Origin of the sequence: Citrobacter amalonaticus Y19, assembly GCF_000981805.1 — a bacterium.
Lineage (GTDB): Bacteria > Pseudomonadota > Gammaproteobacteria > Enterobacterales > Enterobacteriaceae > Citrobacter_A > Citrobacter_A amalonaticus_C.
In genome coordinates, this window is sequence record NZ_CP011132.1 from 3,843,949 (window position 1) to 3,857,424 (window position 13,476).

General features: G+C 55.2%; 8 protein-coding genes. 3 read left to right on the plus strand and 5 right to left on the minus strand.

Annotated features, from left to right (window positions below; all coding sequences use genetic code 11):
* Window positions 1–135: 135 nt before the first annotated feature.
* Both arcB and F384_RS17680 read right to left on the minus strand, forming a co-directional pair.
* Complete coding sequence (gene arcB / locus F384_RS17675) at window positions 136–2,472, minus strand: aerobic respiration two-component sensor histidine kinase ArcB (protein WP_046488158.1); 2,337 nt, start codon at window positions 2,470–2,472, stop codon at window positions 136–138.
* Between the two features lie 92 nt (window positions 2,473–2,564).
* Window positions 2,565–3,494: a TIGR01212 family radical SAM protein gene (locus F384_RS17680; RefSeq protein ID WP_052747012.1), complete on the minus strand. Its 930-nt coding sequence runs from the start codon at window positions 3,492–3,494 to the stop codon at window positions 2,565–2,567.
* A gap of 686 nt (window positions 3,495–4,180) precedes the next feature.
* On the opposite strand from F384_RS17680, the gene gltB reads away from it, so the two are divergent.
* The 3 genes from gltB (at window position 4,181) to F384_RS17695 (ending at window position 11,402) form a co-directional block, all read left to right on the plus strand.
* Window positions 4,181–8,641 (plus strand): glutamate synthase large subunit, encoded by a 4,461-nt coding sequence (gene gltB, locus F384_RS17685; protein WP_052746955.1) that lies wholly within the window; start codon window positions 4,181–4,183, stop codon window positions 8,639–8,641.
* A gap of 12 nt (window positions 8,642–8,653) precedes the next feature.
* On the plus strand, window positions 8,654–10,072 hold the full coding sequence (gene gltD / locus F384_RS17690; protein ID WP_046488175.1) for a glutamate synthase subunit GltD: 1,419 nt from the start codon (window positions 8,654–8,656) through the stop codon (window positions 10,070–10,072).
* A gap of 214 nt (window positions 10,073–10,286) precedes the next feature.
* Window positions 10,287–11,402 carry a PDDEXK nuclease domain-containing protein gene (locus F384_RS17695; RefSeq protein ID WP_155404053.1) on the plus strand — a complete coding sequence of 372 codons (1,116 nt, stop codon included), beginning with the start codon at window positions 10,287–10,289 and terminating at the stop codon, window positions 11,400–11,402.
* Window positions 11,403–11,439: 37 nt separating this feature from the next.
* Here F384_RS17695 and nanQ read toward each other — a convergent pair whose 3' ends face one another.
* The 3 genes from nanQ to F384_RS17710 are packed head-to-tail and all read right to left on the minus strand — an operon-like array spanning window position 11,440 to window position 13,465.
* Complete coding sequence (gene nanQ / locus F384_RS17700) at window positions 11,440–11,907, minus strand: N-acetylneuraminate anomerase (protein ID WP_046488184.1); 468 nt, start codon at window positions 11,905–11,907, stop codon at window positions 11,440–11,442.
* The gene (gene nanK, locus F384_RS17705; RefSeq protein ID WP_046488187.1) at window positions 11,904–12,779 is read right to left on the minus strand and encodes an N-acetylmannosamine kinase; all 876 of its coding nucleotides are present in this window, start codon (window positions 12,777–12,779) and stop codon (window positions 11,904–11,906) included. Before nanK ends, nanQ begins: the two co-directional genes overlap by 4 nt.
* Complete coding sequence (locus F384_RS17710; protein WP_046488188.1) at window positions 12,776–13,465, minus strand: N-acetylmannosamine-6-phosphate 2-epimerase; 690 nt, start codon at window positions 13,463–13,465, stop codon at window positions 12,776–12,778. The genes nanK and F384_RS17710 overlap by 4 nt, the downstream gene beginning before the upstream one ends.
* Window positions 13,466–13,476: the final 11 nt, after the last annotated feature.

Here is a 13,476-nt window from a genome sequence, read left to right on the forward strand (position 1 = left end):
TTTAAGATTTGCTATCTTAACTGCGTGCGGCCCGAATTTAAGCGCTGCGCCTTTTAAATCACAATTATAACTTACGGCGCAGCCACGATTTCCCTGGTGTTGGCGCAGTATTCGCGCACCCCGGTCAAGCCGGGGTCATTTTTTTCCAGCGTTTGCCACCCAGGCCTTTAATACCGCAACGTCGTGTTGCCACTCTTGTTTCATCTCTTCAATCCATTCACCCACGTTATCTTCCCAGGCAGGAAGATCGGGTGACTGGATTTGCTGTCCCAACTGTTGCAGGTGACGAAGGCCAACAGAACCGGCAGCCCCTTTGATTTTGTGCCCTTCTTCAACCACACCTTTCTTGTCACGCGCGGTCAGATTGGATTCCAGAACGCTTAAATAGCCTGGCATCATCTTCTCGAACACGGCCAGCCCATCGGTAATCAGCTTCGGCCCCACCAGCTCTATGTACTGTTCCAGCATCGGAATATCTAATAGCGCTTGCGATTTACTGCTCTCTTCAGATTTCACCGTGCACTCCTCTTCGTCTTGGGTATCCCAGTACTTCTTAATCATGGCGGTTAACGCCGGTACCGATAGCGGCTTGCTCAGCACGTCATCCATACCCGCATCCAGATACTCTTTTTTATCTTTCAGGACGTTCGCCGTGAGCGCCACCAGCGGCGGCAGATCGTCACGCGCATAGCGCTGGGTCAGCTCACGTGAAATATCGAGACCGGTCATATCCGGCAACTGAATGTCCAGCAGCACCAGGTCATACTCACCCGGCGTGAACATCTCCAGCGCCGCTTTCCCGGTCATGGCGACATCCACGCTGTTGCCGAGTTTTTCCAGTACCGAACGCGCCACAATGACGTTCAGCTCGATATCTTCCACCAGCAGGACGTTCAGCGCTGGCAGCGGCAAATCATCATCCTCAAATGCATCTTCAACTTCTTCCGCCACCGCTGGCGCATTGACGGTCAGGGTAAAGATTGAGCCTTTGCCAGGCTGGCTTGCCACGGTGATATCCCCACCCATGTTTTTCGCCAGACGACGCGAGACCGCCAGACCGATGCCCGTACCGGTCGCCGGTTTACCGCCGTGGCTGTCTTTCACCTGATAATACATAGCGAAGATTTTGTCCTGCTCATCCTGTGGAATGCCGATACCGGAGTCTTCCACTTCAAAGTGCAGGGTACTGCCTGCGTCGTAACGTACGCGCACGGTCACCTGACCCTGCTGGGTAAATTTCACCGCGTTGCTGATCAGGTTCCACAGGATCTGCCGCAGACGTGTTCCGTCGGTCACCACTTTATGTGGCAGCGGCAAGGTCGGCTCAAGCACAAAACGCAATCCTTTCTGCTGCGCCTGCAGGCCAGAGAGATTCTCCAAATCGGCCATGAAGCTGGTGAAATCCACCGGCTGGTTATCCAGTTGAACCTTACGCCGCTCCATCTTATCCATATCAATGATATCGTTGAAAATATTCCCCAGCGTCACCGCGGAGACATGGATAGTCTTCAGGTATTTTTCCTGCTCGGTCGTCAGGTCTGTGTCCAGCAGGATACGGCTCAGGCCAACAATCCCGTTCAATGGCGTACGCAGTTCGTGACTGATGGTGGAAATAAAGGTCGTTTTATCGCGACTGGCGCGTTCAAGTGCATCCTGATAGCGCTTGCGCTCGGTAATATCACGACCAAAACCCATCAGGCCATGACGTTTACCCACGCGATCGTAATAAGGTACTTTGCGGATCTCAAAACAGGCTTTGCGCCCGTCCGGATAATCGAGCCATTGCTCATAGGTCAGCGACACATTATGACGGAAGACTTTCTCGTCGGTCTCAATGACCTTTTCGGCCGCTTCCGGCGAGTACACATCGGCAGGCTTTAAATGCACCAGCTGCTTTTCGCTTTTGCCGGTAAGCAATTCCATCGCCCGGTTACAGCCGGAAAACTCTTTATCTTCATTGCGATAAAAAACCAGATCCGGCGAGGCATCCAGGAAGGAACGTAAGAAAGAGGATTGCTGTTCAAGCTGAATCTGCGCCTCTTCGCGCTCTTTGATCTCAACTTTGAGCTGCTCAAACGTTGACTGGCGTTCTGCCTCCGCCTTTTCGCGATCGGCAATCTCCTGATTCAGCTGCGAAATATTATCTTTCAACTGGACGTTAAGCTTGAGGTCGCGCTCTCGCATCTCTTCGAGCTTTTGCACCAGTCGGGATAATCGCTGACGGGACTCCTCCAGTTGCTCCACCACCACCGACAAAAAATAGACCGCCCAGGGGGTAATTAATAAACCAAAGAAAATGGAGCGAATGACATCGATCTGTTCGACCCGACCATGCAGCACCATGGTGACCGCCATCTGCACCACAATTGCCAGCACAACGAGCGCTAACGCCAGCAACATCGAAAAGCGCACCAGACCCAATTTCATCATCAGGTCCACATAGTACTGCGCCAGCATACGAATTTGCTTCATCAAGGATTTCCTTTACGACAACCTGGCACAATAATACTCAATTCTGCGCAAGACGTTAGAGAATGTGCAAGAAATCCATGGCCCGTCATAGTTCAGGCGTCAGGCGGAACCCATGCCCGTCCGAGCGCAGAACCCTGAACACCATGGGCATTGAGATAACGATCCAGCTCGACCATCCCGGTCCAGCGGTTTTCGCACCATAGCGGTGCCAGCAGCGTGGGGCGACGTGCGCTGGCGGAAATACGATGATAAATCACCTCTGGCGGCGTATGACGGATCATCTCGCCTGCGGTGTGCGTGTAATCATCCAGTTCAATCCCGTTCAGACGCCCCGCCTCCCAAGCCCTGGCCATAATGCTGCCCTTCACAATGTGCAACGGGTGCAGTTTGATGCCATCTACTCCCGTCTCCACCACCTGCTCAAGCGTTTGCAGGCATTCCGCCTGCCCTTCTCCCGGTAGGCCAACAATAAGATGTGAACAAACTTTCAGGCCGCGCTCACGCGCAAGGCGGGTTGTGCGCTGATAACAGGCAAAATCGTGCCCGCGATTAATACGATGCAGAGTTTTGTCATGCGCGGTTTGCAATCCCAGCTCCAGCCACACTTCATAACCCTGATCGTTATATTCACAGAGCAAATCAAGAACCGCTTCCGGTACGCAGTCGGGACGCGTTCCCACGCACAGGCCGACAATACTGGCCTGACTGACGGCCTGCTGATACATCGAGCGCAACACCTGCACTTCAGCAAAGGTACTGGTGTAGGCCTGAAAGTAGGCCAGATAGCGCTTCGCACGATTAACCAGATGCGCCTGGTGCGCGAGCTGTTCCGCGATCGAATGCTGCTGCTGCGCTTCATCCGCAAAAGAGGCAACATTACAGAAGGTGCAGCCGCCGCGTCCGATAGTGCCATCGCGATTTGGGCAGCTAAATCCACCGTGGAGCGTCAGTTTATGAACCTTTTGTCCATAACGACGAGAAAGATCCCCACCAAACATATTGACTAATTTCTGTAACTGCATAATCTGATAGACCGCGCCTTGAAAAGAGGCCAAAGCCTGCCACTTTTAGCCCTTGTCGGCGATGACCTGGATCAATCGCCCCGGCAGGCTTTTATCAATTGCATATCCAGTCAAAATAAACGATATTTCATTCACAACCCAGCCAATTACTTTTCCTTATCTCCGGCCATTTTTTTTATCTTCTGACGTCGATTGCGCAAAAACAGTATCATGAAACGCCACTTCGCAATAAACCAGCACAAAACACTACTTATAACGGTGAATAAAGCGGAGACATGAGCTAACAGGCGGTTATGACAGTGAGACAGATCACACTCCCCGTCTCGTTTCCAGTACGTTAATTCAATGTCAAAATGATATTATTCTTAATACTTTCATCAAGATATATGCTCTATAGCACATTATTAGATAAATAAGATTGCCATTTGACCTGTGTGTGGATTCCCGATAACGTGGAAATCCGCTGGAAGCTTTCTGGATGAGCGGTGTGCTCATCATATTTATGCAGTAATTGAGATTCCCTCTGACAGCAAGTCCTCAAACTTGTTTGACCTAAGCGAAATGGATAAAGAGGGCGAATGCGAGGTAAGCGTATGACACGCAAACCCCGTCGCCATGCTCTTGGTGTGCCCGTGCGCAAACGGTATCGGAAGGGGGTCCCGCAGAGCCTGGGGAGGTTCACTGATATGTTGTACGATAAATCCCTTGAGAAGGATAACTGTGGTTTCGGCCTGATCGCCCACATAGAAGGCGAACCTAGCCACAAGGTAGTGCGTACCGCCATACACGCACTGGCCCGAATGCAGCACCGTGGCGCAATCCTCGCGGATGGTAAAACAGGCGATGGTTGTGGTCTTCTGCTGCAAAAACCTGACCGCTTTTTCCGCATCGTTGCCGAAGAGCGCGGCTGGCGTTTAGCCAAAAACTACGCGGTTGGTATGATCTTCCTGAACAAAGATCCTGAACTGGCCGCAGCATCTCGCCGTATTGTTGAAGAAGAGCTTCAGCAGGAAACGCTGTCGATTGTGGGCTGGCGCGATGTACCAACCAACGAAGGTGTACTGGGTGAAATCGCCCTCTCCTCCCTGCCGCGTATTGAACAAATTTTTGTGAATGCCCCTGCGGGCTGGCGTCCGCGCGATATGGAACGTCGTCTGTTCATCGCCCGTCGCCGTATTGAAAAACGACTGCAGGAAGACAAAGACTTCTACGTCTGTAGCCTGTCAAACCTGGTCAACATCTATAAAGGTCTGTGTATGCCGGCGGATCTGCCGCGCTTCTACCTGGACCTCGCGGACTTGCGCCTGGAATCGGCCATCTGTCTGTTCCACCAGCGCTTCTCCACCAACACCGTGCCGCGCTGGCCGCTGGCGCAGCCGTTCCGCTACCTGGCGCACAACGGCGAGATCAACACCATTACCGGTAACCGTCAGTGGGCCCGCGCCCGTACCTATAAATTCCAGACCCCGCTGATCCCGGATCTGCACGACGCCGCGCCGTTCGTTAACGAAACCGGCTCCGATTCCAGTTCCATGGATAACATGCTGGAACTGCTGCTGGCGGGCGGGATGGACATTATCCGCGCCATGCGCCTGCTGGTACCGCCAGCCTGGCAGAACAACCCGGATATGGATCCGGATCTGCGCGCCTTCTTTGACTTTAACTCCATGCACATGGAGCCGTGGGATGGCCCGGCGGGTATCGTCATGTCCGACGGGCGTTTCGCCGCCTGTAACCTCGACCGTAACGGTCTGCGTCCGGCGCGTTATGTCATCACTAAAGACAAGCTGATCACCTGCGCGTCTGAAGTAGGGATCTGGGATTACCAGCCTGACGAAGTGGTCGAAAAAGGTCGCGTCGGCCCGGGTGAACTGATGGTTATCGACACCCGTGGCGGCTGCATTCTGCACTCCGCCGAAACGGACGACGACCTGAAAAGCCGCCATCCGTATAAAGAGTGGATGGAGAAAAACGTCCGTCGCCTGGTGCCGTTTGAAGATCTGGCTGACGATCAGGTGGGCCAGTGTGAACTGGACGACGACACGCTCGCCAGCTACCAGAAACAGTTTAACTACAGCGCTGAAGAACTGGATTCCGTACTCCGCGTGCTCGGTGAAAACGGTCAGGAAGCGGTCGGTTCAATGGGTGACGATACCCCGTTTGCCGTGCTCTCCAGCCAGCCACGCATTATTTACGACTACTTCCGCCAGCAGTTTGCCCAGGTGACGAACCCCCCTATCGATCCGCTGCGTGAGGCACACGTCATGTCGCTGGCGACCAGTATCGGTCGCGAGATGAACGTCTTCTGCGAAGCCGAAGGTCAGGCGCACCGTCTGAGCTTTAAATCGCCGATTCTGCTGTACTCTGATTTCCAACAGCTCACCACGATGAAAGAAGAGCACTATCGCGCTGACCGTCTGGATATCACCTTCGATGTGACGCAAACCACGCTGGAAGAAACGGTTAAAGCGTTGTGCGATACCGCCGAGCAGATGGTACGCAGCGGCACCGTTCTGCTGGTGCTGACGGATCGAAATATCGGTAAAAATCGTCTGCCGGTACCCGCTCCCATGGCGGTCGGCGCGGTACAGACGCGGCTGGTAGAACAGAGCCTGCGCTGCGATGCCAACATCATCGTCGAAACCGCAAGCGCCCGTGACCCGCATCACTTCGCCGTGCTGCTGGGCTTTGGCGCGACGGCCATCTATCCGTACCTCGCGTACGAGACGCTGGGTCGTCTGATAGACACCCAGGCGATCGCCAAAAACTACCGTACCGTGATGCTGAACTACCGTAACGGCATCAATAAAGGGCTGTACAAGATCATGTCCAAAATGGGCATTTCGACCATCGCCTCCTACCGCTGCTCCAAACTGTTTGAAGCGGTGGGTCTGCATGATGATGTCGTTGCGCTGTGCTTCCAGGGCGTGGTCAGCCGCATCGGCGGCGCGGGCTTTGCCGACTTCCAGCAGGATCTGCTAAACCTGTCCAAACGTGCCTGGCTGGCGCGTAAACCGATTACGCAGGGCGGCCTGCTGAAGTATGTGCACGGCGGCGAATACCACGCCTACAACCCGGACGTAGTTCGTACTCTGCAACAGGCGGTTCAGAGTGGTGAATACAGCGACTATCAGGAATACGCGAAACTGGTCAACGAACGTCCCGCGACGACGCTGCGCGATCTGCTGGCGATTAATCCCGGCGACGAGGCGGTCAGCATTGAGGCGGTTGAACCGGCAAGTGACCTGTTCAAACGTTTTGATACTGCGGCAATGTCGATCGGCGCACTGAGCCCGGAAGCGCATGAAGCACTGGCCGAAGCGATGAACAGCATCGGCGGTAATTCTAACTCCGGTGAAGGCGGCGAAGATCCGGCGCGCTACGGCACCAATAAAGTGTCGCGCATCAAACAGGTGGCTTCCGGTCGTTTCGGCGTTACGCCGGCGTACCTGGTTAACGCCGATGTTATTCAGATTAAAGTCGCTCAGGGCGCGAAGCCCGGCGAAGGCGGTCAGTTACCGGGTGACAAAGTGACCCCGTACATCGCTAAACTGCGCTACTCGGTGCCGGGCGTGACGCTGATCTCCCCGCCGCCGCACCACGATATCTACTCTATCGAGGATTTAGCACAGCTGATTTTCGACCTTAAACAGGTCAACCCGAAAGCGATGATCTCCGTGAAGCTGGTGTCTGAACCGGGTGTCGGCACCATCGCCACCGGCGTGGCGAAAGCCTATGCGGATCTCATCACCATCGCCGGTTATGACGGCGGCACCGGCGCGAGCCCGCTCTCTTCGGTGAAATACGCGGGCTGTCCGTGGGAACTTGGGTTGGTGGAAACCCAGCAGGCGCTGGTCGCTAACGGCTTGCGTCACAAGATCCGTTTGCAGGTCGATGGCGGTCTGAAAACCGGCGTGGATATCATCAAAGCGGCGATTCTTGGCGCAGAAAGCTTCGGCTTCGGAACCGGTCCGATGGTGGCGCTGGGCTGTAAATACCTGCGTATTTGCCATCTGAACAACTGTGCAACCGGTGTGGCTACCCAGGACGACAAACTGCGTAAGAACCACTATCACGGTCTGCCATTTAAAGTGACTAACTACTTTGAGTTCATCGCACGTGAAACTCGCGAGCTGATGGCTCAGCTTGGCGTGACGCGCCTGGTGGATCTGATTGGCCGTACCGACCTGCTGAAAGAGCTGGACGGGTTTACCGCTAAACAGCAGAAGCTGGAGCTGTCTCGCCTTCTGGAGACCGCAGAACCGCATCCTGGCAAAGCGTTGTACTGCACCGAAAACAACCCGCCGTTTGATAATGGCGTGCTGAACGCGCAGTTACTGCAACAGGCGAAGCCGTATGTCGACGATCGCCAGAGCAAAACCTTCTGGTTCGATATTCGCAACACCGACCGTTCTGTTGGCGCGTCGCTCTCGGGGTATATCGCTCAGACTCACGGCGATCAGGGGCTGGCCTCTGATCCGATTAAAGCGTACTTCAGCGGCACGGCAGGTCAGAGCTTTGGCGTCTGGAACGCAGGCGGCGTGGAACTGTATCTGACCGGCGATGCCAACGACTATGTCGGTAAAGGCATGGCGGGCGGCCTGCTGGCAGTACGTCCTCCGGTTGGTTCCGCTTTCCGCAGCCATGAGGCAAGCATCATCGGTAACACCTGCCTGTATGGCGCGACCGGTGGTCGTCTGTATGCCGCAGGGCGGGCGGGTGAGCGTTTCGGGGTACGTAACTCTGGTGCTATCACCGTGGTAGAAGGCATTGGCGACAACGGTTGTGAATACATGACCGGCGGGATCGTCTGTATCCTCGGCAAAACCGGGGTCAACTTCGGCGCAGGCATGACGGGCGGGTTCGCCTACGTGCTGGACGAAGACGGCGAATTCCGTAAACGCGTGAACCCGGAACTGGTCGAAGTGCTGGGCGTTGATGAACTGGCTATCCACGAAGAACATCTGCGTGGCCTGATCACCGAACACGTGCAGCATACCGGTTCACAGCGCGGAGAAGAGATTCTGGCCAACTGGTCAGCCTTCGCCAACAAATTCGCGCTGGTTAAACCGAAGTCCAGTGATGTGAAAGCACTGTTGGGTCACCGTAGTCGTAGCGCAGCAGAGCTGCGCGTGCAGGCGCAGTAAGGGGTAGCAACAATGAGTCAGAACGTATACCAGTTTATCGACCTGCAGCGCGTTGATCCGCCGAAGAAGCCGCTGAAGATCCGCAAAATCGAGTTTATTGAAATCTACGAACCGTTTTCAGAAGGTCAGGCAAAAGCGCAGGCGGACCGCTGTCTATCCTGCGGCAACCCGTACTGTGAGTGGAAATGCCCGGTTCATAACTACATTCCGAACTGGCTGAAGCTCGCCAATGAGGGACGAATCTTTGAAGCGGCGGAACTGTCTCACCAGACCAATACGCTGCCCGAAGTGTGCGGTCGCGTGTGCCCGCAGGACAGACTCTGCGAAGGTTCCTGTACGCTGAACGATGAGTTTGGCGCCGTCACCATCGGCAACATCGAGCGTTATATCAATGATAAAGCGTTTGAAATGGGCTGGCGTCCGGATATGACCGGCGTTCGCCAGACCGACAAACGGGTGGCGATCATCGGCGCTGGCCCGGCTGGACTGGCCTGTGCCGACGTGTTAACCCGCAACGGTGTGAAGGCCGTGGTGTTTGACAGGCATCCGGAGATAGGCGGCCTGCTGACCTTTGGCATTCCGGCCTTCAAGCTGGAAAAAGAGGTGATGACCCGCCGCCGTGAAATTTTCACCGGTATGGGAATCGAGTTCAAACTGAACGTGGAAGTGGGCCGTGACGTACAGCTCGACGACCTGCTGAAAGAGTACGATGCAGTATTCCTCGGCGTCGGCACCTATCAGTCCATGCGCGGCGGGCTGGAAAACGAAGATGCCGATGGCGTATTCGATGCCCTGCCGTTCCTGATCGCCAACACGAAGCAGATCATGGGCTTTGGTGAAACCACCGACGAGCCGTACGTCAATATGGAAGGAAAACGCGTGGTGGTGCTGGGCGGTGGCGATACTGCCATGGACTGCGTGCGGACCTCCGTTCGTCAGGGCGCAACGCACGTCACCTGTGCCTATCGTCGTGATGAAGAGAACATGCCGGGCTCCCGCCGCGAAGTGAAAAACGCGCGCGAGGAAGGCGTTGAGTTCCAGTTCAACGTGCAACCGCTGGGCGTGGAAGTGAATGCGAATGGCAAGGTTTGCGGCGTGAAAATGGCACGTACCGAAATGGGCGCGCCGGATGCGAAAGGCCGCCGTCGCGCGGAGATCGTTGCCGGTTCCGAGCACGTTGTTCCGGCAGATGCCGTGGTCATGGCGTTTGGTTTCCGTCCTCACAACATGGAGTGGCTGGCAAAACACAGCGTCGAACTGGATTCTCAGGGTCGTATCATCGCCCCGGAAGGCAGCGACAACGCCTTCCAGACCAGCAACCCGAAAATCTTCGCCGGTGGTGACATTGTGCGTGGTTCGGATCTGGTGGTTACTGCTATTGCCGAAGGCCGCAAAGCAGCTGATGGGATCATGAACTGGCTGGAAGTGTAGTAAACCTTTCTGACTCCCCTGCCCCCGAGTACTCGCTCAGGGATGGGGAGTCACCCTTGTTCCTCGCAATATCCCATCTCCATTCGTCGAAAGCGGCTCGCAAACTTTGCCGTAAGTGGATGTAATGGGCTGAGAAGAATTGACCGCCTGCCCTCTTAAGTATACTGATATCGATATATTTTCAATTCGTAACTATCATGTCAGGGATAATATGATGGCAACAACATCAGCACAACACGCTGGCGGTTATCAGCAAATCCACGACGGCATTATCCATCTGTTGGATACCGCCAGGACAGAGACCGTTCGCAACATCAACGCGATCATGACGGCAACGTACTGGGAAATTGGCCGACGCATTGTCGAGTTTGAGCAGGGCGGTGAAGCGCGAGCAGCTTATGGTACTCAACTGATTGAGCAACTGTCCGTTGATTTAACCCGGCGCTATAAACGTGGGTTTTCTACAAGAAATTTATGGCAAATACGAAATTTTTATCTTTATTTTCAGCATGTTGAAATTCCGCAGACACTGTCTGCTGAATCTCCTCTTCTGATACAACTCGCCAGGATATTCCCGCTTCCCTGGTCAGCCTATGTTCGGCTCCTGTCGGTTAAAAACGCCGATGCCCGTACCTTTTACGAGAAAGAGACATTACGCAACGGTTGGTCGGTACGACAACTCGATCGGCAAATCGCTTCTCAGTTTTATGAACGGACACTGCTGTCTCATGATAAACCCGCGTTGCTGCAACAGGCCGCACCCACCGCGCCCGAAGTCTTACCAGAACACGCAATACGCGATCCCTTTATTCTCGAATTCCTCGATCTGAAGGATGAGTATTCGGAATCCGATCTGGAAGAAGCGCTGATTAACCATCTGATGGAGTTTATGCTTGAGCTCGGTGACGATTTCGCTTTTGTCAGCCGCCAGCGCCGATTACGCATTGACGATAGCTGGTTTCGCGTCGACCTGCTTTTCTTCCATCGCCGCTTGCGCTGTCTGTTAGTTGTTGACCTGAAAGTCGGCAAATTCAGCTATGCCGACGCAGGACAAATGAACATGTACCTTAACTACGCCAAAGAGCACTGGACAATGCCTGGAGAAAATCCGCCAGTCGGGTTAATCCTGTGTGCGGGGAAAGGGGCTGGAGAAGCCCACTACGCGCTGAACGGTTTACCAAATACCGTGATGGCAAGCGAGTACAAAGTGCAATTACCTGACGAAAAATTACTGGCAGATGAACTCATCCGTTCACAAATAGCACTGACAGCGCAGAAAATTGAATCCTCAGAAACGTCTTTGACGCAATTTTCAACGGACGGAATATGAAAACGTAAATCCGGATGGTAAAAACCATCCGGCATTTTCATGCGGCTAACAGGCTGGCGCGAACCTTGACGACAACTTTCTTAATCTCTTGCGGTTCACCCACACTGCATCCCGGTTTGTGGGGCTCTCCTGGCATAAACACCGCGAACATACCTGGCCGTAGGGTAATGGTCTGGCAATCAGCAATCTCACGACAAAGCTGATAATCCTCCTCTACATGCCTCTCTTCACACTGGCGCGCGGAATCGACCACGCCGAACTGAATCCGCTCCTCCCCGGTCAGTAACCACTGGATATCGATGTACTGCTCGTGCTGTTCTGCCTTTTTCTCTGTGAGCGATTGCGTCGCAAACTGCATCACATTCATAAAGACATCATCTCCGCGTAGCTCAACGCGACCAGGAGCTTGTTCCTGTGGTCTGGCGGTTAACGCCAGCGTCAGCGCCTCTTCCAGCACCGGGTGCAGACCCGTTACAGACAACGAACGAACGTCACCCAATATCATCCTTTCTCTCCTTGTGCTAACAGTGCCGCACCCAACAGTCCCGCGTCATGACGGTAGTGTGCCGCGCTTAATTCTACGTGATAAACCGGGGGCATCTGTTCGAGACAGGCCCGGACCTGCGTCAGATACCCTTGTGCCAGTCCCACGCTGCCGCCAACAACCACCCGCTGGCAATCGGTGGCCGCTTTCGTATCGGCAATCAGCCGCGCCAGCACCTGTGCGGAGTATGCAACCAGGCGAGTGGCCTGTTCATCACCCTCTACCGCGCGGGAAAAAATAGTTTTCGCATCACATCCGGCGAGCGCCCCTTGTGCTGCGGCGGCAATCCCACGTCCTGACGCAATAGCCTCGACGCACCCCACCCGCCCACAGCCGCACATCGGCCCATTAGGGTCCGCGAGAGTATGTCCCAGATGTCCAGCCAGGCCGCCGATGCCAGTGACTAACTGGCCGCCGCTGACCACACCGCCGCCCACCCCGGTTGAAACGGTGATAAACACCATATCGCGCGTATCATCGGCGACCGCGTGATACTCCGCCCAAGCGGCGGCCTGTGCATCGTTGACCGCCAGCGTCGGCAAACCGGTGAGGGCTTCTAACGTCTGCACCAGCGGAAAGTGAAGCAATCCGCCCAGATTTTTCGGGTTAATCGCCAGCAGGTTTCCTTCACGAATAATCCCTGTCGAAGCAATTGCCACCCGATGCGCCTGTGCCTGCAACGGTTGCACCAGCGTTTTCAGCGCATCACGCAGTGCCTGCGACGTTTTACTGGCGGGCGTGGGCAGCTCGCGACGTTCGCGAATCTGCAAACCCTCCTCTACCAGCGCGGCGGCAAGTTTTGTGCCGCCAATATCAATTGCCAGTGTCGTCATAGCACCGCCTTTTTCAGCGCCGTGTTATACCACTCACAGATGTGCTCCAGCCGGGTAATGGCCGATCCGACCGTCACAGCCCAGGCACCCTGTCGCATCGCTTCACCGGCCTGCGACGGGGTGTTGTAGCGACCTTCGGCAATCACCCGACAACCGGCTTCGCTCAGCGCCTTCACCAGCGCCAAATCCGGTTCTTCCGGCGTTTCTGCCGTGGTGTAACCCGAAAGCGTGGTGCCAATAATTTCTGCCCCGAGCGCCTGACAGGCCAGACCGTCCTTCAGCGAGGAGCAATCGGCCATTGCCAGCAACTGGTGATGATGGATACGAGCCAGCAGCGCCGCGACCGGAACCGGACGCACACGGTCAGTCCCATCAATCGCAATAATGTCCGCGCCGGCCTGCGCCAGCGCATCCACATCCTCCAGAAACGCGGTAATACGCACCGGAGAATCCGCCAGATCGCGTTTGAGAATGCCGACTATCGGCACGGAAACGACGGCACGCGTCGCTTTCAGATTCCCAACACCTTCAATACGCAACGCGACGGCACCCGCCTGCTCTGCCGCCAGCGCCATTGCCGCCACTATCTCAGGTTTATCCAGTGGGCTGCCGGGGACCGGCTGGCAGGAGACAATCAGTCCACCCTGCGCGGCAATGTTTTTATCCAGTTGTGCAAGTAACGACATACTTCTTCCCT

Bases quoted from the DNA above. Each gene is read 5' to 3' on its own strand.
- gltB (WP_052746955.1), top strand. From the start codon at position 4,181: ATGTTGTACGATAAATCCCTTGAGAAGGATAACTGTGGTTTCGGCCTG.
- nanQ (WP_046488184.1), bottom strand. From the start codon at position 11,907: ATGATATTGGGTGACGTTCGTTCGTTGTCTGTAACGGGTCTGCACCCG.
- gltD (WP_046488175.1), top strand. From the start codon at position 8,654: ATGAGTCAGAACGTATACCAGTTTATCGACCTGCAGCGCGTTGATCCG.
- F384_RS17680 (WP_052747012.1), bottom strand. From the start codon at position 3,494: ATGCAGTTACAGAAATTAGTCAATATGTTTGGTGGGGATCTTTCTCGT.
- arcB (WP_046488158.1), bottom strand. From the start codon at position 2,472: ATGAAGCAAATTCGTATGCTGGCGCAGTACTATGTGGACCTGATGATG.
- F384_RS17710 (WP_046488188.1), bottom strand. From the start codon at position 13,465: ATGTCGTTACTTGCACAACTGGATAAAAACATTGCCGCGCAGGGTGGA.
- F384_RS17695 (WP_155404053.1), top strand. From the start codon at position 10,287: ATGGCAACAACATCAGCACAACACGCTGGCGGTTATCAGCAAATCCAC.
- nanK (WP_046488187.1), bottom strand. From the start codon at position 12,779: ATGACGACACTGGCAATTGATATTGGCGGCACAAAACTTGCCGCCGCG.